24 protein-coding genes and 1 other RNA gene are annotated in these 22,059 nt (G+C 66.1%); 19 read left to right on the top strand and 6 right to left on the bottom strand.

The genetic code is table 11. The features are described 5' to 3' along the window. Positions 1-32 precede the first annotated feature (32 nt). Positions 33-491 carry an Lrp/AsnC family transcriptional regulator gene (locus LDO27_RS13445; protein ID WP_222202372.1) on the bottom strand — a complete coding sequence of 153 codons (459 nt, stop codon included), beginning with the start codon at positions 489-491 and terminating at the stop codon, positions 33-35. A gap of 60 nt (positions 492-551) precedes the next feature. Next, a complete protein-coding gene (locus LDO27_RS13440; RefSeq protein ID WP_224042204.1) occupies positions 552-1,142 on the bottom strand; it encodes a cysteine dioxygenase family protein in 591 nt (196 codons plus the stop codon). Positions 1,143-1,320: 178 nt separating this feature from the next. On the opposite strand from LDO27_RS13440, the gene LDO27_RS13435 reads away from it, so the two are divergent. The 6 genes from LDO27_RS13435 (at position 1,321) to LDO27_RS13410 (ending at position 7,183) form a co-directional block, all read left to right on the top strand. After that, positions 1,321-2,277, top strand: a complete 957-nt coding sequence (locus LDO27_RS13435; RefSeq protein WP_222202046.1) for a LysR substrate-binding domain-containing protein — start codon at positions 1,321-1,323, stop codon at positions 2,275-2,277. A 166-nt stretch (positions 2,278-2,443) separates the two neighbouring features. Next, positions 2,444-3,763, top strand: a complete 1,320-nt coding sequence (locus LDO27_RS13430) for a Glu/Leu/Phe/Val family dehydrogenase (RefSeq protein WP_377747214.1) — start codon at positions 2,444-2,446, stop codon at positions 3,761-3,763. A gap of 306 nt (positions 3,764-4,069) precedes the next feature. Next, a complete protein-coding gene (locus tag LDO27_RS13425; protein ID WP_224042201.1) occupies positions 4,070-4,966 on the top strand; it encodes a glutamate/aspartate ABC transporter substrate-binding protein in 897 nt (298 codons plus the stop codon). Between the two features lie 62 nt (positions 4,967-5,028). Beyond that, positions 5,029-5,757, top strand: a complete 729-nt coding sequence (locus LDO27_RS13420; RefSeq protein ID WP_224042200.1) for an amino acid ABC transporter permease — start codon at positions 5,029-5,031, stop codon at positions 5,755-5,757. 11 nt (positions 5,758-5,768) lie between these two features. Continuing rightward, the gene (gene gltK / locus LDO27_RS13415) at positions 5,769-6,452 is read left to right on the top strand and encodes a glutamate/aspartate ABC transporter permease GltK (protein WP_222202038.1); all 684 of its coding nucleotides are present in this window, start codon (positions 5,769-5,771) and stop codon (positions 6,450-6,452) included. Continuing rightward, the gene (locus LDO27_RS13410) at positions 6,449-7,183 is read left to right on the top strand and encodes an amino acid ABC transporter ATP-binding protein (RefSeq protein ID WP_222202036.1); all 735 of its coding nucleotides are present in this window, start codon (positions 6,449-6,451) and stop codon (positions 7,181-7,183) included. Before gltK ends, LDO27_RS13410 begins: the two co-directional genes overlap by 4 nt. Before the next feature lie 77 nt (positions 7,184-7,260). On the opposite strand, the gene LDO27_RS13405 is transcribed toward LDO27_RS13410, so the two are convergent. Continuing rightward, positions 7,261-8,091 carry a class II glutamine amidotransferase gene (locus tag LDO27_RS13405; protein WP_222202034.1) on the bottom strand — a complete coding sequence of 277 codons (831 nt, stop codon included), beginning with the start codon at positions 8,089-8,091 and terminating at the stop codon, positions 7,261-7,263. 146 nt (positions 8,092-8,237) lie between these two features. Between LDO27_RS13405 and LDO27_RS13400 the strand changes: the two genes are divergently transcribed. From LDO27_RS13400 to rnpB, 5 genes are all read left to right on the top strand, one after another. Beyond that, the gene (locus LDO27_RS13400) at positions 8,238-9,311 is read left to right on the top strand and encodes a tartrate dehydrogenase (protein WP_224042198.1); all 1,074 of its coding nucleotides are present in this window, start codon (positions 8,238-8,240) and stop codon (positions 9,309-9,311) included. Next, entirely contained in the window at positions 9,308-10,630 is a 1,323-nt protein-coding gene (locus LDO27_RS13395; protein ID WP_224042197.1) for a glycerate kinase type-2 family protein, read from the top strand. The genes LDO27_RS13400 and LDO27_RS13395 overlap by 4 nt, the downstream gene beginning before the upstream one ends. 118 nt (positions 10,631-10,748) lie before the next feature. Further along, a complete protein-coding gene (pyrC, locus tag LDO27_RS13390; RefSeq protein ID WP_222202028.1) occupies positions 10,749-11,783 on the top strand; it encodes a dihydroorotase in 1,035 nt (344 codons plus the stop codon). Continuing rightward, positions 11,768-12,610 (top strand): DUF3025 domain-containing protein, encoded by an 843-nt coding sequence (locus tag LDO27_RS13385; RefSeq protein WP_224042195.1) that lies wholly within the window; start codon positions 11,768-11,770, stop codon positions 12,608-12,610. The genes pyrC and LDO27_RS13385 overlap by 16 nt, the downstream gene beginning before the upstream one ends. A 16-nt stretch (positions 12,611-12,626) precedes the next feature. Further along, positions 12,627-12,967, top strand: an RNA gene (rnpB, locus tag LDO27_RS13380) — RNase P RNA component class A. A 44-nt stretch (positions 12,968-13,011) separates the two neighbouring features. Here rnpB and LDO27_RS13375 read toward each other — a convergent pair. Then, positions 13,012-13,434, bottom strand: a complete 423-nt coding sequence (locus LDO27_RS13375) for an OsmC family protein (RefSeq protein WP_222202024.1) — start codon at positions 13,432-13,434, stop codon at positions 13,012-13,014. A gap of 688 nt (positions 13,435-14,122) precedes the next feature. On the opposite strand from LDO27_RS13375, the gene rplM reads away from it, so the two are divergent. The 4 genes from rplM (at position 14,123) to erpA (ending at position 16,040) form a co-directional block, all read left to right on the top strand. Next, the gene (gene rplM, locus LDO27_RS13370; protein WP_222202022.1) at positions 14,123-14,551 is read left to right on the top strand and encodes a 50S ribosomal protein L13; all 429 of its coding nucleotides are present in this window, start codon (positions 14,123-14,125) and stop codon (positions 14,549-14,551) included. 11 nt (positions 14,552-14,562) lie between these two features. Then, the gene (gene rpsI / locus LDO27_RS13365; RefSeq protein ID WP_222202020.1) at positions 14,563-14,955 is read left to right on the top strand and encodes a 30S ribosomal protein S9; all 393 of its coding nucleotides are present in this window, start codon (positions 14,563-14,565) and stop codon (positions 14,953-14,955) included. 187 nt (positions 14,956-15,142) lie between these two features. After that, positions 15,143-15,583, top strand: coding sequence for a bactofilin family protein (locus tag LDO27_RS13360; RefSeq protein ID WP_224042194.1), 441 nt, complete (start codon positions 15,143-15,145; stop codon positions 15,581-15,583). Positions 15,584-15,671: 88 nt separating this feature from the next. Beyond that, positions 15,672-16,040 carry an iron-sulfur cluster insertion protein ErpA gene (gene erpA, locus LDO27_RS13355; RefSeq protein WP_039014400.1) on the top strand — a complete coding sequence of 123 codons (369 nt, stop codon included), beginning with the start codon at positions 15,672-15,674 and terminating at the stop codon, positions 16,038-16,040. Between the two features lie 57 nt (positions 16,041-16,097). Here the strand turns inward: erpA and LDO27_RS13350 are convergent, their stop codons facing one another. Beyond that, positions 16,098-17,222: an anhydro-N-acetylmuramic acid kinase gene (locus tag LDO27_RS13350; protein ID WP_224042192.1), complete on the bottom strand. Its 1,125-nt coding sequence runs from the start codon at positions 17,220-17,222 to the stop codon at positions 16,098-16,100. A 7-nt stretch (positions 17,223-17,229) separates the two neighbouring features. Further along, entirely contained in the window at positions 17,230-18,606 is a 1,377-nt protein-coding gene (locus tag LDO27_RS13345; protein WP_224042191.1) for a M23 family metallopeptidase, read from the bottom strand. Positions 18,607-18,818: 212 nt separating this feature from the next. On the opposite strand from LDO27_RS13345, the gene tyrS reads away from it, so the two are divergent. From tyrS to LDO27_RS13325, 4 genes are all read left to right on the top strand, one after another. Continuing rightward, positions 18,819-20,060 carry a tyrosine--tRNA ligase gene (gene tyrS / locus LDO27_RS13340; protein ID WP_222202012.1) on the top strand — a complete coding sequence of 414 codons (1,242 nt, stop codon included), beginning with the start codon at positions 18,819-18,821 and terminating at the stop codon, positions 20,058-20,060. A gap of 10 nt (positions 20,061-20,070) precedes the next feature. Further along, positions 20,071-20,550 (top strand): D-aminoacyl-tRNA deacylase, encoded by a 480-nt coding sequence (dtd, locus tag LDO27_RS13335; protein ID WP_224042189.1) that lies wholly within the window; start codon positions 20,071-20,073, stop codon positions 20,548-20,550. 74 nt (positions 20,551-20,624) lie between these two features. Then, complete coding sequence (locus LDO27_RS13330; protein ID WP_224042188.1) at positions 20,625-21,272, top strand: YbhB/YbcL family Raf kinase inhibitor-like protein; 648 nt, start codon at positions 20,625-20,627, stop codon at positions 21,270-21,272. A gap of 94 nt (positions 21,273-21,366) precedes the next feature. Beyond that, positions 21,367-22,041 (top strand): histidine phosphatase family protein, encoded by a 675-nt coding sequence (locus tag LDO27_RS13325; RefSeq protein WP_222202006.1) that lies wholly within the window; start codon positions 21,367-21,369, stop codon positions 22,039-22,041. Positions 22,042-22,059 lie beyond the last annotated feature (18 nt).

Below are 22,059 nucleotides of genomic sequence, written 5' to 3'. Positions count from 1 at the left end.
TGAGGGCGACCGCCCCAAAAAGTGCAACCCCCTCACGCATAGTCCAGCGGCAACGCCGTCGTATATTTGATCTGCTCCATCGCGAAGCTGGAACTGACATCCGCCAGCTCGGCGCCGTGGATCAGCTTCTTGTAGACGCGGTCATAGGCGGCAATATCCGGCACCACCACGCGCAGCAGGTAGTCGGTATCGCCCGCCATCCGGTAGAACTCGGTGACCTCGGGGATCGACGCCACCAGACCGTGGAAGGCCTTGAGCCATTTTGCGTTGTGCTGGTTGGTGCGGATCGACACGAAGACAGTGACGCCGACGTTCAGCCGCGCCGGGTCCAGCAGCGCCACCCGCTTGCGGATCACGCCGCTGTCCTCCAGCTTCTGCACGCGGCGCCAGCATGGCGTGGAGGTCAGGCCGACCTTCTCGGCCAGTTCGGCCACCGGGATGGCGGCGTTGTCCTGCAGCTCGGCCAGGATCTGGCGGTCGTAGCGGTCCATCGTCATGTCGTCGTTTCCTGTGCGCGCCGGCGCCCGGCCGAGCGCATCGACACGACGCGCTCAGGCCGCCTGCACCAGCAGATTGACTCCGGTGGCCATGTGTTCCGGCGCCACCCCGTAGATATGCAGCGAGATCGCGACGCCGCCATCCGCCGTCTCCACCTGCTCGTTGCCCAGCGAATGGATATGCCGCAGCCCGGCCGGCACGCTGAACACGCCGCCGGGGCGCCGCTCGGTGCCGCCGCATGGCCTTGCCAGGCGGGCATCGGCATCCCAGCGGTAGTGGCGTTCGCGCAGGGTGCCCTGCAGCACGCGATAGGCGCACCATGTGCGATGTCCGTGCACGGGGCTGGCCTGTCCCGGCCGCCAGACCAGCAGCATGGCCGAGAACCGGTCCAGCGGGTCCGCGTAGACCAGATGCCGGGTGTAGCCGTCCGGACTGCCGGCGCGCGCCGCCGCCGGCAGCAGCGCGAGAAGCGCCGCCGCATCCGGCAGGCATGACTCGATGCCGGCCGCGAGGCCGCGCGCGGTCTCGGCCAGGACGTCCCCGATGCCGTCGGACAGCGGGCCGAAGCGCGGCGTGGCAGCCGGGGTGGAGAGCGGAATGGCGGGCTCCTGCAGCAGGGCCGTGGGCGGAAACGGGCGGTTCATGGCGGCTTCTCGTGGGTTTGTGCCGATCATAAGGGCCCGCCCGTAGCACGCGCGTGCGTTCTGTCGTCCCATATCGCATGATCGTGGAATCCTGTGCCACTATCAAGCTCATCAGAGGAATAATTTTTCCCACGCCGCCGCTCGCCACCGGCCTGGCGGCGAGGCGATAATGCGCGCCATGGAAATCAAATGGCTTGAAGACTTCGTCAGCCTGGCGGAAACGCACAGCTTCTCGCGCTCGGCGGAGCTGCGGCACGTCACGCAGCCGGCGTTCTCGCGCCGCATCCAGTCGCTGGAAGCGTGGGTCGGCACGGAGCTGATCGACCGCTCCAGTTATCCGACCAGCCTCACCGCCGCCGGCAAGGTGTTCTACGAGCAGGCGCTGGCGATGCTCGCCCAGGTCAGCGAGACGCGGGCGCTGATGCGCGGCCAGCGCTCGGCCAATGCGCAGATGCTCGAATTCGCCGTGCCGCATACCCTGTCGCTGACGTTCTTTCCGGAGTGGCTCAAGGCCCTGGAGCGGCGGGTGGGCGATCTGCCGTGCCGGCTGCGCGCGCTCAACGTCCACGACGCGGTGCTGATGCTGGTCGAGGGCGGCTGCGACCTGGTGATGGTGTACCACCACGCGCGGCAGGCGATCCAGCTGGACCCCTCGCACTACGACATGCTGGTGCTCGGGGTGGAGCGCATGTGCCCCTACAGCGTGCCCGACGCGAGCGGCAGGCCGCTGTACCGGCTGCCCGGCACGGACAAGAAGCCGGTGCCGTTCCTGAGCTATACCTCCAATGCCTTCCTCGGCCGCATGGTCGAGATGCTGCTCTCGGACACCGCCGAATCGTTCAAGCTCGACAAATGCTACGAGACCGATATGGCCGAGGCGCTCAAGGTCATGGCGCTGGCGGGCCATGGCCTGGCCTTCCTGCCGGAAAGCGCGGTGCGCGAGGACGTGGCGCAGGGCCGGCTGGTGCGGGCCGAAGGCGCGCGGGCGCTGCCGCTGTCGATCGACATGGAGATCCGCCTGTACCGGGCGCGGCCGGGCGAGCATGCCAACGACCGGCGCGGCGCCCAGTCGCGCCGCAAGCGCGAACTGGTGGATCGGGTGTGGGCGGCCCTGACCCAGGCGCCGGCCTCATGACGGCGCGATGACAGCGCCCTTCGGCACCCGAACGGGGCGCGGCAGCGCCGCGTCGGCTGCCGGCACAACGTTATGCAATCCATGCATGACGGGATGAGCAAACGGCATTGGCCTTGTTCGCGCGCGCTGACCTAAGCTGGCGCCATCTTCCACTCGGAACCCCATGATGTCCTCCGCATCGTCCAGCGCCAAGCCCACCATCGCCACCTCTTCGGCCCATGCCGTGCCCTCGTACCTGAACGCCGACTCGCTCGGCCCCTGGGGCATCTACCTGCAGCAGATCGATCGCGTCACCCCCTACCTGGGCTCGCTCGCCCGCTGGGTCGAGACGCTGAAGCGGCCCAAGCGCGCGCTGATCGTGGACGTGCCCATCGAACTGGACAACGGCACCATCGCCCACTACGAGGGCTATCGCGTGCAGCACAACACCTCGCGCGGCCCGGGCAAGGGCGGCGTGCGTTTCCACCAGGACGTGACGCTGTCGGAAGTGATGGCGCTGTCCGCCTGGATGTCGGTCAAGAACGCGGCGGTCAACGTGCCCTACGGCGGTGCCAAGGGCGGCATCCGGGTCGATCCCCGCACCCTGTCGCGCGCCGAACTGGAGCGCCTGACGCGCCGCTACACCAGCGAAATCAACATCATCATCGGGCCGAACAAGGACATTCCGGCGCCGGACGTCAACACCAACGAGCAGGTGATGGCGTGGATGATGGATACCTACTCGATGAATTCGGGCAGCACCTCCACCGGCGTGGTCACCGGCAAGCCGATCTCGCTGGGCGGCTCGCTGGGCCGCCGCGAAGCGACCGGCCGCGGCGTGTTCGTGGTCGGCTCGGAGGCCGCCCGCAACCTGGGCCTGGATATCGCCGGCGCGCGCGTTGCCGTGCAGGGCTTTGGCAATGTCGGCAGCGTCGCCGCCAAGCTGTTCCACGAGGCCGGCGCCAAGGTCGTCGCGGTGCAGGACCATCGCACCTCGCTGTACGAGCCGGCGGGCTTCGACGTGCCGGCGCTGATCGAGCACGTGGCCAACAACGGCACCATCGAGGGCTTCCGCGCCGAGACTGTCAGCAGCGCCCAGTTCTGGGAAGTCGATTGCGACATCCTGATTCCCGCCGCGCTGGAGGGCCAGATCACCGCGGAGAACGCGCCCCGCATCAAGGCACGGATGGTCATCGAAGGTGCCAACGGCCCGACGACGCCCGAGGCCGACGACATCCTGCGCGAGCGCAATATCCTGGTGGCGCCGGACGTGATCGCCAACGCGGGCGGCGTGACCGTGTCGTATTTCGAATGGGTGCAGGACTTCTCCAGCTTCTTCTGGACCGAGGAGGAGATCAACCAGCGCCTGGTACGGATCATGCAAGAGGCGTTCCGGTCGATCTGGCAGGTGGCCCAGGAAAACAAGGTCACCCTGCGCACGGCGGCGTTTATCGTCGCGTGCTCCCGTATCCTTCAGGCGCGCGAAGTGCGCGGCCTCTACCCCTGAAGTGGGGTGCTGCTGCACCGCAGCAGCCTCCTGCACGGACGGCGCGGTTGCCGGGGAAACCCGGCAACCGCGTTTTTGCGTTCCGGGGGTCGGTAAAGGGGAGGGCAAAACCGACCGCCATGGCGTGGCGCCGGGCCGGCGGGCTGGTTTAGGGGAATTCGTCAGTCCGGCCCGCAGGCTATTGCGGCATTGGGTTTGCTAGGGGAAAAACCCGTTGTCTTGGTGCATCGGCTGCGCAATACTGTTTCGCCGGCGGCCCATTTTTTGTTAGAGTCCCGCCTTTCTCTTCATGGTCAAGGAGATGTTATGAATTTCGCCAAGTTGGCTTCGCTGATGATTGCTGGTGGCGTACTGTGCGGCACGGCACAGGCACAGCAATTGTCGGGCACGCTGCAGAAAATCAAGGATACGGGTGTCATTACGCTCGGCGTGCGCGAATCGTCGATTCCGTTCAACTACAACCTGGGCGGCGTTCGCCAGGTGGGCTACTCCTACGACATCAACATGAAGATCGTGGAGGCCGTCAAGGACCAGCTGAAGCTGCCGAACCTGCAGGTCAAGGAAATCCCGATCACCTCGCAGAACCGCATCACGCTGCTGCAGAACGGCACCATCGATATCGAATGCGGCTCGACGACCAATAATCTGGAACGCCAGAAGCAGGTCTCGTTCTCCAACTCCATCTTCATCATCGGCACCCGCTTCATGACGAAGAAGGACAGCGGCATCAAGGACTGGGCCGACCTGAAGGGCAAGAACGTCGCCACCACCGCCGGCACCACGTCGGAGCGCCTGCTGCGCAAGATGAACGACGAGCAGAAGCTGGGCATGAACATCATCAGCACCAAGGACCACGGCCAGTCGTTCCTGACGCTGGAATCGGGCCGTGCCGTGGCGTTCATGATGGACGACGCGCTGCTGTACGGCGAGCGCGCCAAGGCCCGCAACCCGGCCGACTGGGTCGTGATGGGCAAGCCGCAGTCGCGCGAGTCGTACGGCTGCATGCTGCGCAAGGACGACGCCCCCTTCAAGAAGGTGGCCGACACCGTCATCGCCGGCCTGATGAAGAGCGGCGAGATCAACAACATGTACACCAAGTGGTTCATGCAACCGGTGCCGCCGAAGGGCCTGAATCTGGACTTCCCGCTGTCGGATGACATGAAGGCGCTCATCAAGAACCCGAACGACAAGGCACTCGACTAAGCTTGACCGTCGGTCGTGCGAAACGGAAGGCATGTCCTTCCGTTTCTTTTTGAGGACGCATCATGAACTACAACTGGCACTGGGCTGTATTCCTCGAACAGGCCGCGCAGAACGAGACGTACCTGGACTGGATGATTTCCGGGCTCAAGGTCACGATCGCGCTGGGTCTGACATCTTGGGTCATCGCGCTCGTCATCGGGTCCGTATTGGGCGTATTGCGCACGGTCCCCAATAAACTGCTTTCCGGTATCGCGGCGACCTACGTCGAGATATTCCGCAATATTCCGCTGCTGGTGCAGCTGTTCATCTGGTATTTCGTGGTTCCCGAGCTGCTGCCGTTCGGCGACGCGATCAAGCAGATGAATCCGTTCACCCAGCAATTCCTGGCGGCCATGTTCTGCCTGGGCACGTTTACCGCCGCCCGGGTTTGCGAACAGGTCCGCTCGGGCATCAATTCGCTGCCGCGCGGCCAGCGCAATGCTGGCCTGGCAATGGGTTTCACGCTGCCGCAGACGTATCGCTACGTGCTGCTGCCGATGTCGTTCCGCGTCATCGTGCCGCCGCTGACCTCGGAGTTCCTGAACATCTTCAAGAACTCGGCGGTGGCGTCGACCATCGGCCTGCTGGAGCTGGCCGCCCAGGGCCGCCAGCTGGTGGACTACACCGCGCGCCCGTACGAGTCGTTCATCGCGGTCACGCTGATGTACATGGTGCTGAACGTCATCGTGATGCTGGTCATGCGCTGGGTGGAGAAACGCGCCCGCGTGCCTGGCCTCATTGGTAGCAAGTAGGAGGACGGGTCATGGCCTATTCATTCGATTTTTCCTCGATCAACATGGACACGGTCCATGTGCTGACCGAGGGCATGCTGGTTTCGCTGAAGATCACCGCGACGGCGGTGGTGTTCGGCATCCTGTGGGGCACCATCCTGGCGATGATGCGGCTGTCGTCGATCAAGCCGCTGAACTGGTTCGCGCAGGGGTACGTGACGCTGTTCCGGTCGATACCGCTGGTGATGGTGCTGCTGTGGTTCTTCCTGATCATCCCGCAGGTGCTGCAGGGGCTGTTCAACCTGTCGCCGGCCACCGACCTGCGGCTGACGTCCGCGCTGGTCGCCTTCGCGCTGTTCGAGGCCGCGTACTATTCCGAGATCATCCGCGCCGGTATCCAGAGCGTGTCGCGCGGCCAGATGTTCGCCGCGCAGGCGCTGGGCATGACGTACGGACAGACCATGCGGCTGGTGGTGCTGCCGCAGGCGTTCCGCAACATGGTGCCGCTGCTGCTGACGCAGGGCATCATCCTGTTCCAGGATACGTCGCTGGTCTACGTGAGCGCGCTGGCAGACTTCTTCGGCCAGGCCTATGGCATCGGCGAGCGCGATGGCCGCATCGTCGAGATGCTGCTGTTTGCCGGCCTCGTGTATTTCGTTATCTGTTTCTCCGCTTCGCTGCTGGTCAAGCGTTACCAGAAAAAGGTGGCTGTATGATCGAACTGAACAATGTCTCCAAGTGGTACGGCTCCTTCCAGGTGCTGACCGATTGCACCACCCAGGTCTCCAAGGGCGAAGTGGTGGTGGTGTGCGGCCCCTCGGGCTCGGGTAAGTCGACGCTGATCAAGACCGTCAACGGCCTGGAGCCGTTCCAGAAGGGCGAGATCACCGTCGACGGCATCTCGGTGGGTTCGCCCAAGACCAATCTGCCCAAGCTGCGCTCGCGCGTGGGCATGGTGTTCCAGAACTTCGAGCTGTTCCCGCACCTGTCGATCACCGAGAACCTCACGATCGCGCAGATCAAGGTGCTCGGCCGCTCGCGCGACGAGGCGATGGCCAAGGGCCTGAAGTATCTGGAGCGCGTGGGCCTGAAGAGCCAGGCGGACAAGTATCCGGGCCAGCTGTCGGGCGGCCAGCAGCAGCGCGTGGCCATCGCCCGCGCGCTGTCGATGGACCCGATCTGCATGCTGTTCGACGAACCCACGTCGGCGCTGGACCCGGAAATGGTCAACGAGGTGCTGGACGTGATGGTGCAGCTGGCGCAGGAAGGCATGACCATGATGTGCGTGACCCACGAAATGGGCTTCGCACGCAAGGTGGCCAACCGCGTGATCTTCATGGACCAGGGCGCCATCGTCGAGGACTGCGCCAAGGAAGAGTTCTTCGGCAATATCGAGGCGCGCTCGGAGCGGGCTCGCCATTTCCTGTCGAAGATCCTGCAGCACTGATCCCCGGAACGTTCGGGACAAAAGACAAAAGGCGCCTCGGCGCCTTTTGTTTTGTCCGTTCGCCGCCGGAACGCCGCTCAGGTGCAGGCCGTGTTGATGGCGTTGCGCGCCTGCACCTCCGGAGGAATCGGCACCGTCAGCGTCATCGTCGGCGCGCCGTCCTGGAACATGATCAGCTCGCCGGGAGAGAAGGGCGTCCAGACCTCGTTGTCGGTCAGCGGCGCGGTCGCGATCACGGCCACGCGGTCGTCCGGCGTGGTGACCTGGGCGAAGTCGATCGACAGGTCGGCATCGATCAGGTGCGCGGTCGAGAACGGCCATTGCCGCACCAGGTAGTACAGCCGCGTCGAGCAATAGGCGAAGAGCGCCTGGCCGTTGCAAAGCAGATAGTTGAAGACGCCGTGCAGCGTGATCTCGCGGGTGATGTCCGCCAGGGCATGAACGAGCTCGTTCAGCGGCGGCTGCGAGCCGGGAAAGCGCTTGCGCAGGCCCTGCATCAGCGTGCAGAAGGCCAGCTCGCTGTCGGTGTCGCCCACCGGCTGGTAGACGCCGGACAGGAAGGGCGTGAAGTTCTTCAGGTCGCCATTGTGCGCGAAGATCCAGTGCCGGCCCCACAGTTCCCGCATGAACGGATGGCAGTTCTCCAGCCGCACGGTGCCCTGCGTCGCCTTGCGGATATGCGAGATGACGTTCTTGGACTTGATCGGATAGCGCTTGATCAGCTCGGCCACCGGCGAGGAGCCGGCCGACTGGTTGTCGATGAACAGCCGGCACGCCTTGTCCTCGAAGAACGCCACGCCGAAGCCGTCGGCGTGGTGGTCCGTGACGCCGCCGCGGGCGGCGAAGCCGGTGAAGGAGAACGTCACGTCGGTCGGCGTGGCGCAGTTCATGCCGAGCAACTGGCACATGGTGGGAGACCGGAGCGGCGGTGGGCCGGCGGATTGCAATAGAATGCGTCATTATCCGGCCACGCCCTGCGATCTGCCAAGCGCCCGCGCTCGGCCGGCCCGCTTCTTCAGCCTCAAGCCACCGCCAAGCCTGACGAGCCCTCCCTATGCCCCAATACAAGATCGCCGTCATTCCCGGAGACGGAATCGGAACGGAAGTGATGCCGGAAGGCGTCCGCGTGATGGACGCCGCCGCGCGCCGCTTCGGCCTGGATTTGCGGTTCGACCACTTCGATTTCTCCAGCTGCGACTACTACGCGCGCCACGGCAAGATGCTGCCGGACGACTGGTTCGACACGCTGACGAAGTACGACGCGATCTATTTCGGCGCCGTCGGCTGGCCGGCCTCGGTGCCGGACCATGTCTCGCTGTGGGGCTCGCTGCTGCAGTTCCGCCGGGCCTTCGACCAGTACGTGAACCTGCGGCCGGTGCGCCTGATGCCCGGGATCAAGTGCCCGCTGGCCGATCGCAAGCCGGGCGACATCGACTTCTACGTGGTGCGCGAGAACACCGAGGGCGAGTACTCCAGCATCGGCGGCCGGATGTTCCCGGGCACCGAGCGCGAGGTCGTGATCCAGGAAACGGTGATGAGCCGGATCGGCGTGGACCGCATTCTGAAGTTTGCCTTCGAGCTGGCGCAGAAGCGTCCGAAAAAGCATCTGACCTCGGCCACCAAGTCCAACGGCATCTCGATCACGATGCCGTACTGGGACGAGCGCGTGGAGGCGATGGCGGCGAACTATCCCGGACTGAAGGTCGACAAGTACCACATCGACATCCTGACCGCGAACTTCGTGCTGCATCCCGACTGGTTCGACGTGGTGGTGGCCAGCAATCTGTTCGGCGACATCCTGTCCGACCTGGGGCCGGCCTGCACCGGCACCATCGGCATCGCGCCGTCGGCCAATATCAATCCGGAGCGGACGTTCCCCAGCCTGTTCGAGCCCGTGCACGGCTCGGCGCCGGATATCGCCGGGCGCGGCGTGGCCAATCCAATCGGGCAGATCTGGTGCGGCGCGATGATGCTCGAGCATCTGGGGCACGCCGAGGCGGGCGCCGCGGTGCTGGCGGCCATCGAGCAGACGCTGGCCGCCGGGCCCGTGCATGCGCCGCTGACCCGCGATATCGGCGGCACGGCGGGCACCGCCGATCTCGGGCGCGCCATCGCGCAGGCGCTATGAGCGCGCGGCCGGACGGCAGCGGGCTGGACCCGCGCGCCTTGTTGCTGGAGAGCTTCGAGGCCGCGGTGGCGGCCGCCGACCCGCTGCGCATCGTCGCCGCGCATCTGCCGCCGGCGGTGGCCGCGGGCCGCACGCTGGTGGTGGGCGCGGGCAAGGCCGCCGCCTCGATGGCGGTCGCCGTGGAGCGCGCGTACGCGGCCTCGGGCCATCGCTCCAATGTCGAGGGCCTGGTGGTGACCCGCTACGCGCACGGGCTGCCTACGCAGTCTGTACGGGTCATCGAGGCCGGTCATCCGGTGCCCGACGAGGCCGGCGAGGAGGCCGCGGGGGAAATCCTGTCCCAGGTAGGCAGCCTGTTCCCCGACGACCGGCTCATCGTGCTGGTCTCGGGCGGCGGGTCCAGCCTGCTGTCGCTGCCCGCCGACGGCATTTCGATGGCGGACCTGAAGGCCACCACGCAGGAACTGTTGCGCTGCGGGGCGCCGATCACCGAGATGAACGTGGTGCGCAAGCACCTGTCGCGCATCCAGGGCGGCCGGCTCGCGCAGGCTTGCGTGGCCCCGGTGACGACGCTGATCGTCTCGGACGTGGCGGGCGACGACCCGAGCGCGATCGCCTCGGGCCCCACGGTGCCGGACCCCAGCACCTATGGCGACGCGCTGGCCATCCTGCGCCGCTACGGGGCGACGGTGCCGCCCGCGGTGCTGGCGCATCTGCAAGCCGGCGATCGCGGCGAGATTCCCGAGACGCCCAAGCCGGGCGATCCGGTGTTCGCGCGGGTGGACAACCGCATGATCGCCACCGCTCACGACAGCCTCGCAGCCGCCGCGGAATGCTTCCGCGCGCGGGGCATCCAGCCCGTGATCCTGGGCGACACGGTGACCGGCGAGGCTCGCGAAGTGGCCCGGGTCTATGCCGCCTTGGTGCGCGAGATTCGCGCGTACAATGCGCCGTTCGCCGCGCCGGTCGCGCTGATTTCCGGCGGCGAGTGCACCGTCACGCTGCCCAAGGACGGTGCCGGCAAGGCGCGCGGTGGCCGCTGCTCGGAGTTCCTGCTGTCGCTGGCGGTGGAACTGGGCGGTGCCGACGGCGTGCATGCCATCGCGGCCGACACCGACGGCATCGACGGCTCCGAGAACAACGCGGGCGCGCTGGCCGACCCCACGACCCTGGCGCGCGCCGAAGCGGCGGGGCTGCATGCGCAGCGCCAGCTCGATGCGCACGACGCCTGGGGCCTGTTCCACGCGATCGGCGACCTGGTCGTGACCGGGCCGACCCGTACCAACGTCAACGACTATCGCGCCATCCTGATCCTGTAGTCCGGCCCCCGGCCGGCGCCTGACGATCCGCCCAACGCATTCGCCCACCGATTCCCGCCCACCGATTCCGCCTAACGATTCCTTTTCCCCGGCCGCTTCGCGCGCGCCGGACCAAGCCATGACACAGAAGCTCACCATCACCCGTCCCGACGATTGGCACCTGCACCTGCGCGACGGCGCCGCGCTCGCGGCGGTATTGCCCGACACCGCGCGCCAGTTCGCCCGCGCCATCGTCATGCCGAACCTGCGCCCGCCGGTCACCACCGTCGAACAGGCGCGCGCCTACCGCGACCGCATCCTGGCCGCGCTGCCGCCTGGCATGGCATTCGAGCCGCTGATGACGCTGTACCTGACGGACAACACGCCGGCCGAGGAGATCGTGGCGGCCAAGGCCAGCGGCTTCGTGCACGCGGTCAAACTCTATCCGGCCGGCGCCACCACCAACAGCGATGCCGGCGTGACCGACCTGCGCCGTTGCGCCGCCGCGCTGGAGGCGATGCAGCGCGAAGGGCTGCCGCTGCTGGTGCATGGCGAGGTGACCGATGGCGACATCGACATCTTCGACCGCGAAGCGGTCTTCATCGACCGCGTGATGATGCCGCTGCGGCGCGACTTTCCCGCGCTGAAGGTGGTGTTCGAACACATCACCACGCGCGACGCCGCCCAGTACGTGCGGGATGCCGAAGGGCCGGTCGGTGCCACCATCACCGCCCACCATCTGCTGTACAACCGCAATGCCATCTTCACCGGCGGCATCCGCCCGCACTACTACTGCCTGCCGGTGCTCAAGCGGGAGACGCATCGCGAAGCACTCGTGGCCGCGGCGATCTCGGGCAGCCCGCGCTTCTTCCTCGGCACGGACAGCGCACCGCATGCGCGCGGGCTGAAGGAGCATGCCTGCGGCTGCGCCGGCTGCTATACCGCGCTGCACGCCATGGAGCTGTACGCGGAAGCGTTCGACCAGGCCGGCGCGCTCGACAAGCTGGAGGGTTTCGCCAGCTTCCACGGCCCTGCGTTCTACGGACTGCCGCGCAACACCGGCACGCTGACGCTCACGCGCGAGCAATGGGAACTGCCCGCCGAACTGCCGTATGGCGACACCACGCTGGTGCCGCTGCGCGGCGGCGAAACCCTGCATTGGAAAGCCAGCTGAGCGAAGGCCCGGCACCGCTGGCGCGGGCCCTGGCGGACATCGACTGGACGCGGCCGTGGTTCTCGCCTTTCGCGGCCATCGGCGCATCGCTGGCCGCGCAGGTACAGGCCGGCGGGGATGCCCGCCGGGCGCTGTCGGCGGCCGCGGCGTCCATGGGGCTGCGCAACGCCGCGGGACATGCGCTGCGCTTCGTGCCGCAGGGCGATCTTCCGAACGGCACCGCCTACGAAACCCACATCCACGACACCGGTGCGGTACCAACCCGGGACAATCTGCACGACCTGTTCAACGGGCTGGTGTGGCTGCACTATCCGCTGACCAAGGCGGCGCTCAATCGCATTCAGGCGCAGGCCATCGCCGCCCAGGGCGTCGGGGCACGCCGTGGAGCGGTGCGCGATGCCGCCACCCTGTTCGACGAAAACGCGGTGCTGGTGGTCGGTGCGGACGAGCCGCTGGAGGCAGCCTTGCGTGGATTCCGTTGGCGGGCTCTGTTCGTCGACGCGCGCGCGGCCTGGGGCCCGCGCGTGAAGGTGCTGCCCTTTGGCCACGCGCTGCTGGAAAAGCTGGTGTCTCCCTACAAGGCGGTGACCGCGCACGCGTGGCCCGTGGCGGTCCGCGCGGTCAGCCCGGACGCGGCAGGCGGCAACGTCGACGACTTCCTTGCGCGGCAACTGGCGGATGTCCCGCTGCATAGCCGGCAATTCGCCCCGCTGCCCGTGATGGGCATTCCCGGCTGGTGCGCGGCCAATGCCGATCCGGCGTTCTACGACGACGCAACGGTCTTTCGTCCGGGCCGCCGGCAGGCCGACGCTACCGCCCAACGGTGATAGACTCCGTCCTCGCAAAGCAGGACAGACAACCGCTGCTTGCATCGCAAGGTGCAAGGGGAGGAAAGTCCGGACTCCACAGGGCAGGGTGTTGGCTAACAGCCATCCACGGCAACGTGCGGAATAGGGCCACAGAGACGAGTCTTCGCGCCCGGTTCGCCTGGCGCGAAGGGTGAAACGCGGTAACCTCCACCCGGAGCAATCCCAAATAGGCAGACGACGAAGCGGCCCGCCGAGTCTGCGGGTAGGGAGCTGGAGCCGGCCGGTAACGGCCGGCCTAGAGGAATGGTTGTCACGCGACGTCCGCCGCAAGGCAGGCGGCGCGCACAGAATCCGGCTTATCGGCCTGCTTTGCTTTGTATTCCGAAACGGCCCCGCCTCGCGCGGGGCCGATTTCGTTTCTAGACCTCGACGATCTCGGTGGTATGCGTGATCTCGGCCGTCTTGGCCAGCATGATCGACGCCGAGCAGTACTTCTCGTGCGAGAGCTGGATGGCCCGCTCCACGGTGCTCGGGTTCAGGTCCTTGCCGGTCACCGTGAAGTGGAAGTTGATCCGCGTGAACACCTTCGGATCCTGGGCGGCGCGCTCGGCTTCCAGCCTGACGCTGCAGCCGCGGATGTCCTGGCGGCCGCGCTTGAGGATCAGCACCACATCGTAGGCTGTGCATCCGCCCGTGCCCAGCAGCACCATCTCCATCGGCCGGGGCGCGAGATTATGGCCGCCGCCTTCCGGCGCGCCGTCCATGGCGACGATATGGCCGCTGCCCGTTTCCGCAACGAAGCTCATGCCTTCGCTGCCCATCCATGTCACTTTGCATTCCATTGTTTTCGATCCTGGTTGATATGGCGCGCGTTATCGTCCACATTCGCGCCTTGCATTCGGCCGCATTTTGCCAGTCAGCCCGAAAGGTGCGCGGACGCATGACCGCGTCCCGACTGAGGGTTTCCTCTAAGATTTCAGTTTTATGACACTCAATCGGATTCTTAAGTCCTTGATTCTAAAGGGTACGCCGCTAACCGAGTGAAGTAGAGGCTATTGCGTAATGCGAAATGGCATTCCGTACTGCAAATTTCCGTTGCCTCCGCGACTCGGCTATGTATAATTCCAATCATTGAACGACGGCGCGCAAGCAGCGCCAGAGTGCGAAAACGAAGGCAGCAGCTTTCGGCCGACCGCACCGGCAGCCCCGAGCTGGCACCGTCGCTCTACCAGTGTCTCCTCCACCCTCCTCCTTTGGTGGATTCAAACCCAAGCTTCATCGCTTGGGTTTTTTTTCGCCTGCCGCCGTCCTGTGCCTCGACCGCCACGCGCAGCGACGATCTTGACGTAAGACGGTTTCTTTGCTTGTGCCGCCGTCGAATTCGCAAGTATAATCGGCGGCTTTCCGTCATGCCCGCGGAGAAGAATTCAGGGAGAGCCTGCACACACAAGCAGGAAGGTCAGACCCCAAGGGTCGGCCGACGACGCAAGTCATGTTTCGGGCAGGTTCTAATAAGTCTCAGGAAAAATCATGAAGACCTTTTCCGCCAAGCCTCATGAGGTAAAGCGCGACTGGTTCGTGATTGACGCGACGGACAAAGTCCTCGGCCGTGTCGCCAGCGAAGTGGCACGCCGTCTGCGCGGCAAACACAAGCCAGAATTTACGCCTCACGTCGACACGGGTGACTACATCATCATCGTCAATGCAGCCAAGCTGCGTGTCACGGGCACCAAGGAAACCGACAAGAAGTACTATCGCCACACGGGCTACCCGGGCGGTATCTACGAAACGACGTTCGGCAAGATGCAGCAGCGTTTCCCGGGCCGTGCCCTGGAAAAAGCTGTGAAGGGCATGCTGCCGAAGGGCCCGCTGGGCTATGCGATGATCAAGAAGCTGAAGGTGTACGCCGAAGCCGAGCATCCGCATGAAGCACAGCAGCCCAAGGCGCTGGAAATCTAAGGGGGCCATCCATGATCGGAAATTGGAATTACGGTACTGGCCGCCGCAAGAGCGCTGTGGCACGTGTGTTCATCAAGTCGGGCAAGGGCGACATCATCGTCAACGGCAAGCCCATCCAGGAGTATTTCGCCCGCGAAACCTCCCTGATGATCGTGCGCCAGCCACTGGAACTGACGACGCACGCCGAAACGTTCGACATCAAGGTCAACGTGACGGGTGGCGGCGAAACCGGCCAGGCCGGTGCAGTGCGCCACGGTATCACCCGCGCGCTGATCGACTACGATGCCACGCTGAAGCCGACGCTGTCGAAGGCCGGTTTCGTCACGCGCGATGCGCGTGAAGTGGAACGTAAGAAGGTCGGTCTGCACAAGGCACGTCGCCGCAAGCAGTTCTCGAAGCGCTGATGCGCCGCTGGCCAGCCGGCATGCCGGGTTGGCCAGATGCCGAAAAAACCGCACGCTTGCCGTGCGGTTTTTTTTCGGACGCCGCTTTCCGGCAGGCCAACGCCCGGCGTTGTGCCAAGGGAACACCTCGGATGGCACTTTGACTCTCGACGGATACAATTGCGGCTCCGTATCCTGGAAGGCCCGTATGCTGTTCTCCAAGAAAAAAGCGTTGACGATCGATACCCTGATCGGGGCACAGACCGCCATTCAGGGCGACGTGACCTTTTCCGGCGGTCTGCGGCTCGACGGCCGCGTCCGCGGCAATGTCACCGCCGCGCCCGACCAGCCCAGCATGCTGGTCGTCAGCGAAAAGGGCGTGGTGGAGGGCGAGGTGAAGGTCGGACACCTGGTGCTGAACGGGACGGTGACCGGTCCGGTCCATGCCAGCGAACTGCTGGAGCTGCAGCCGCAGGCCCGCGTGTACGGCGAGGTTCACTACGCAGCGCTGGAAATGCACCAGGGCGCGCTGGTCGAAGGCCGTTTGGTGCCGCTGGGAAACTTGGAGCCCAAGGCGCTGCCCAACCTCAAAGCCACCGGCACCGGCGAAGAGCCTGCCGGGCCGCAGATCTCGGGATCGGCGGCGTAATTTCCGCTTAACCCCTTGAATCGATGGGGTTCGGCACGAACTTAACGATGCGCTTAGAATACCGGCGTATCTACATTGGAGAATCCCCATGAACGCAGTCGCAGAGGCACCCGTAACCGAGGACGTGCCGGCCCCGTTCGTCTTTACCGACAGCGCCGCCGACAAGGTCAAGCAGTTGATCGAGGAAGAGGGCAATGCCGAACTGAAACTGCGCGTTTTTGTGCAGGGCGGCGGTTGCTCCGGTTTTCAGTACGGCTTCACTTTCGATGAGGAAGTGAACGAGGACGACACCACGATGGTGAAGAACGGTGTCACCCTGCTGATCGACTCGATGAGCTACCAGTATCTGGTCGGCGCCGAGATCGACTACAAGGAAGACATCAACGGCGCGCAGTTCGTGATCAAGAATCCGAATGCCACCACGACCTGCGGTTGCGGATCGTCGTTCTCGGTCTGACCCGGTCAGTCCCAAAGAAAAAGCGCACCTCGGTGCGCTTTTTTTATTCGGCGGCCGCTAGGCCGGATAGATGGCGCCGAGGACGCGCGGGCCGGTGGCGCCCGTCACCGATGGCAGGTTGCCCGGCTCCCGCCGCACGCACTGCCGCGCCAGCCAGGCAAAGGCAATCGCTTCCACCTGGGAGACCGGCACGCCGAAGTCCCCGGACGTCTGTACGGCGATGCCCGGCAGCGCCCGCTGCAGATGGGCCATCAGGTGGCCGTTGTGGGCTCCGCCGCCGCAGACGATCAGCCGCGCGGCATCCGGGGCATGCGTGCGCACGTCGCGGGCAATCGCTTCGGCCGTCAGGGCGGTAAGGGTGGCCTGCACATCCTGCGGCGCGCGTGGCTGCTGGCCGAGGTGGCCCACCAGCCAGTCGGCATGAAACAGATCCCGGCCGGTGCTTTTCGGCGGCGGGGCGGCGAAATAGGGCTCGGCCAGCAGCGTCCCCAGCAGCGCGGTATCGACCGTGCCGCTGGCCGCCCAGGCGCCATTGCCATCGAAGGGCAGTTGGCGGTGCGTGCCGATCCAGTGGTCGAGCAGGGCGTTGCCGGGGCCGCAGTCGAAACCGGTGACGGGCCGCTGTCCCGCGGCCGGCAGGATGCTGATATTCGAAATGCCGCCGATATTGCAGACCACGCGCGTTTCCCCCGCATCGCCGAACAACGCCTGGTGAAACGCGGGCACCAGCGGCGCGCCCTGGCCGCCGGCCGCGATGTCGCGGCTGCGGAAGTCCGCGACCACGTCGATGCCGGTCATCTCCGCCAGCAGGGCGGGATGCTGGCTCTGGCGCGTGTAGCCGATGCCGTCGTACAGGCCGGGACGATGCCGGATGGTCTGCCCGTGGGCGCCGATGGCCGTGACGGCCTCCGCGGGCAGGCCGGCGGCGCGCAGCACCGCGCTCGTGCAGTCGGCATAGACCCGCGCCAGTTCGTTGGCCGCGAGCGCTTCGCGATGGATTTCGTCCGGGCCGGATTGCTGCAGGGCGGAGAAAGCCTCGCGCAGCGCGGCAGGGAAGGGTTGGTGGACGGCGGCGAGCACCGTGGGCGTGCCGGTCGAAAAGTCGACCAGCACGCCGTCCGCGCCGTCCATGCTGGTGCCGGACATCAGTCCGACAAAGCGATCGGCGCTCGCGTGGCTCATCGGTGCCTCAGTTGCCGTTGGAGGCTACGTTATAGGTGCGCAGCGCGTTGATGCGGCTGAGCATGTCGCCGGTATAGGTCAGGAACTGCTGGCGCGCGCGGCCGGTCAGCGACGGCGATTCCATCAGCGTGATGGTCATCGGATTCTGCGGCACGTCGTTGAGGCGGAATTCGTAGTGCAGGTGCGGTCCGGTCGCCCAGCCCGTCTGCCCCACGTAGCCGATCAGCTGCCCCTGCGACACGCGCTGGCCGCGCTTGATGCCGGCGAAGCCCGACAGGTGCGCGTAGTACGTCGAATAGCCGTTGTGGTGCTTGACCACGACGATGTTGCCGTAGCCGCTCTGCTGCCCGATGAAGTCGATCTCGCCGTCGCCGGTGGCCAGGACCTTGGTGCCGGTGGGCGCCGCGAAATCCACGCCCTTGTGCTGGGCCCAGTTGCCGTGCAGCGGATGGTTGCGGCCGCCAAAGCCCGACGACATCCGCGAGAACTCCACCGGGGAGCGCAGGAACGGGCGCTTCATGGTGCGGCCGTCGAAGGTGTAGTAGGCGCCGGTCTTGCCGTCCGGCGCGTACCACAGCGCCTGGTGCAGCTGGTTACGGTTGATCAGCTCGATGGCCACGACGCGGCCGTTGCGCACGAACGAGCCGTCGCGGTAGCCGGCCTCATAGACGATGCGGAAGCGGTCGCCGGCGACGATGTCGTTCTGGAAGTCGATGACGCCCGAGAAGATGTTGATCATCTGCTTGACGACTTCGTCCGGCACGTTGGCCGCATCCATGGCCTTGAAGAAGCCGCCCGCGGCGATCACGCCGGAACCCATCTCGTAGTGCAGCTCGTTCTTGACCGATTCGATATGCGCCTTGTAGACGGCGTTGTCGAGGTCGCCGGAGCGCTCGATCACCAGCTGGCGCGAGGCGGACACATCGCCGCCGAGATTGGCCTGCAGCGCGACCAGCAGATTGTCCTGGTCGATCTCGGCCTGCACCAGCTGCCCCGGCTCGAGCCCGAACAGCCCGCGCGCCGTGGCGTTCTTGCGGATAAAGGCCTGCGCGTCGGGATCGTCCACGCCCAGCCGCTTGAGCAGGCTGGCGATGGTATCGCCCTGCAGCATGCGTTCCTCGCGCACATAGGTGGCGCGGGTGTCGGTAAGCCGTTCGAGCTGGGCTCGCAAGTCGGGCAGGCGAATGCCTTCCTGCACCTTGGGAGCGAGGGGATCGTCGAAGGCGGTGCGCGGCGCGACGCCCATGGCGGCCGCCATCCCCAGCGAGAACACGGTCGCCAAGGAGGCCGTCAATTGCTTGCGGCGGCGAGCATGCAGGGCATGGGTCGGGTCAACGAGCACCACCAGCTCGCGCGCGAAAACTTCGCGGAGTCTGGACCACATCACGTAAAATTCAACCTTGGTTTCGAGCCCGCTGCCGCGACGATTGCTGCGTCTGCGATCCTCCCCCGAGGAGCGGCGTGGGCTGTATTGGTTTGCCGCCTACAATGGCGGGTGGCCGCCGGGATGGCTCCCGGCGACACAAACAGCGCGGATTATAACAAAGAGTTCCTTTATGTCCGGCTGAATCCTCATGCTTTTCAAAGACTTACGTCATGACTGAAGTTGCCTCCGGCGCCGCGAAATCCTACCCTTTGACACCGTCCGTACTGCATGCGCTGGAAGTCTCCAAGCGCGGCTGCGACGAACTGCTGATCGAGTCCGAGTGGCTGCAGAAGCTGGCCCGTAGCGAAGCGACCGGGGTACCCCTGCGCATCAAGCTTGGCCTGGACCCGACTGCGCCCGACATCCACATCGGTCATACCGTGGTGCTCAACAAGATGCGCCAACTGCAGGACCTTGGACATCAGGTGATCTTCCTGATCGGCGACTTCACCTCGACCATCGGCGATCCCTCGGGCCGCAACGCGACCCGCCCCCCGCTCACGCGCGAGCAGATCGAACACAACGCGCAGACCTACTACCGCCAGGCCAGCCTGGTACTCGATCCGGGCAAGACCGAAATCCGCTACAACAGCGAGTGGTGCGACCCCCTCGGGGCCCGCGGCATGATCCAGCTCGCCGCGAAATACACCGTCGCGCGGATGATGGAGCGCGACGACTTCACCAAGCGCTACCGGTCTGGGATTCCCATTTCGGTCCATGAGTTCCTTTATCCGTTGATGCAGGGCTACGATTCCGTCGCGCTGAAGGCGGACCTGGAGCTCGGCGGCACCGACCAGAAGTTCAATCTGCTGGTCGGACGCGAGCTGCAGAAGGAGTACGGCCAGGAACAGCAGTGCATCCTGACCATGCCGCTGCTGGTCGGGCTGGACGGCGTCGAGAAGATGTCCAAGTCCAAGAACAACTACATCGGGGTGACCGAGGCGCCGAACGACATGTTCGGCAAGCTGATGAGCATCTCGGACGACCTGATGTGGCGCTACTTCGAGCTGCTGTCGTTCCGCCCGATGAGCGAGATCGACCTGATGAAGCAGGAGGTGGGCCTCGGGCGCAATCCGCGCGATTGCAAGGTTTTGCTGGCCCAGGAGATCGTCACGCGCTTCCACAGCGCGGCAGACGCCGACAAGGCGCTGGAGGACTTCAACCACCGGGCCAAGGGCGGCGTGCCGGACGATATCCCGGAGATCGCGCTGAGCGGCGCGCCGCTGGGCATCGGGCAGTTGCTCAAGCAGGCCAACCTGGTGCCGTCCACCTCGGAAGCCAACCGCAATATCGAGCAGAACGGCGTGCGCATCGACGGCACGGTGATCAGCGACAAGGGGCTCAAGATCGAGGCGGGCACGTTCGTGGTGCAGGTCGGCAAGCGCCGTTTCGCGCGCGTCACGCTGAGCTGAGGCTGGCACCGTGATTGCACTGATCCAGCGCGTGTCGCAGGCGCGGGTGACGGTGGGCGAGGGCGCGCAGGCGCGCGTCACCGGCGAGATCGGCCGCGGCCTGCTGGCGCTGGTGTGCGCCGAGCGCGGCGACACCAACGCCGAGGCGGACCGCCTGCTGGCCAAGCTGCTGTCCTACCGGGTCTTTTCCGACACGGCCGGCAAGATGAACCTGCCCGTGCGCGACATGGACGGACGGGGCGGGGCGGGCGGCTTGCTGGTGGTGTCGCAGTTCACCTTGGCCGCCGATACCAACAGCGGCACGCGGCCCAGCTTCACGCCGGCCGCGGCGCCGGAGGACGGCCGCCGGCTCTACGACTATTTCGTCGCGCGGGCCCGCGAAAGCCATCCGCATGTCGAAACCGGGGAATTCGGGGCGATGATGCAGGTCAGCCTGACCAATGATGGTCCGGTCACGTTCTGGCTGCGCTCGCCTCCGGCGGCCCAGTAAGCGCGCGCTTGCCGCCATCGCATGCCGCATCAGGCCGCATACCGCGGCGACAACCCAGCCGTAAGGAGAGACACATGAGAATCTGGAGCAACGCTTTCGCCGACATGGGTCCGATCCCGGGTGAATTCGCCTTTGGCGTGCCCGATGCCACCGCGCACGTGACCCTGTCCAACAATCGGAATCCCGATCTGCACTGGGAAGGCGCGCCGGCGGATACGCGCTCGTTCGTGCTGATCTGCCATGACCCCGACGTGCCGAGCAAGGGCGACGACGTGAACCAGGAAGGCCGCGAAGTGCCGGCCTCGCTGCCGCGGGTGGACTTCTTCCACTGGGTGCTGGTCGATATCCCGCCCGGGCTCACCACGATTTCCGCCGGCTCGCACAGCGACGGCGTGATCGCGCGCGGCAAGCCGGGCCCCGAGGCCACCGGCGGCACCGCCGCGGCGGGCGGGCTGCGCCACGGCATCAACGACTACACCAACTGGTTCGCGGGCGACGAGGCCATGGCGGGCGACTACTACGGCTACGACGGCCCGTGCCCCCCGTGGAACGACAGCATCGTCCACCACTACGTGTTCACGGTCTATGCGCTGGATCTGGAACGGCTGCCGGTGGAAGGCAAGTTCACCGGCGCGCAGGTGCGCGAGGCCATGCAGGGACACATCCTGGCGCAGGCCAGCGTGACGGGCACGTACACGCTGAACCCGTCGGTCGCCCGCTAGGCGGCGGGCACCGCCGGCGTGGCCGCCGGCACTCACACACAGGCAACAAGGCGTGGCGCGCGCACCAGGCGCGCCACGCATCGAAGGAACCGGCATGCCGCTACCGACCGGGCCGCAGTCTTTGGCCCTGACTCATCTGATCGTGATCCGCCATGGCGAGACGGCGTGGAATCGCGAGCGCCGCCTGCAGGGGCAGCTCGATATTCCGCTGAACGACTTCGGCGTGGCGCAGGCACGCGCGCTTGCCGAGGCCCTGGCGGGCGAGCCGATCGACGCGGTGTATTCGAGCGACCTGTCGCGCGCGATGGAAACCGCGCTGCCGCTGGCCGAGCGCCTCGGCCTGCCGGTGCGGCCGGAACCGCGGCTGCGCGAGCGCTGCTATGGCGAGCTGGAAGGCATGACGTATGCCGAGGTGGCCCAGCAGCGGCCGGAGGACTTCGCGCGCTGGCAGGCGCGCGTGCCGGGCTACGGCCCGCCGGGCGGCGAGTCGCTGCTGGGTTTCCATGAGCGTGCGGTGGAAACCGTGCTCGCGCTGTCGCGCCGCCATCCCGGCGAGCGCATCGCGCTGGTGGCGCACGGCGGCGTGCTCGATTGCCTGTACCGCGAGGCGACTGGCATGACGCTGGAAGCGCCACGCGAACACGAACTGCTCAATGCGAGCATCAACCGGCTGCGTTGCGACAGCCATCTGCTGACGCTGGCTCAGTGGGGCGACGTCAGCCACCTGGCATCGCTGGCGCTGGACGAAGTCGACCGGCGCGTGCCCTGAGCGATCGGGGCGGGCGCT

Source organism: Cupriavidus respiraculi (assembly GCF_914271545.1).
Classification (GTDB): domain Bacteria; phylum Pseudomonadota; class Gammaproteobacteria; order Burkholderiales; family Burkholderiaceae; genus Cupriavidus; species Cupriavidus respiraculi.
The sequence above is the reverse complement of the archived record's forward strand: the minus strand, read 5'-3'. Positions and strand labels throughout refer to the sequence as shown.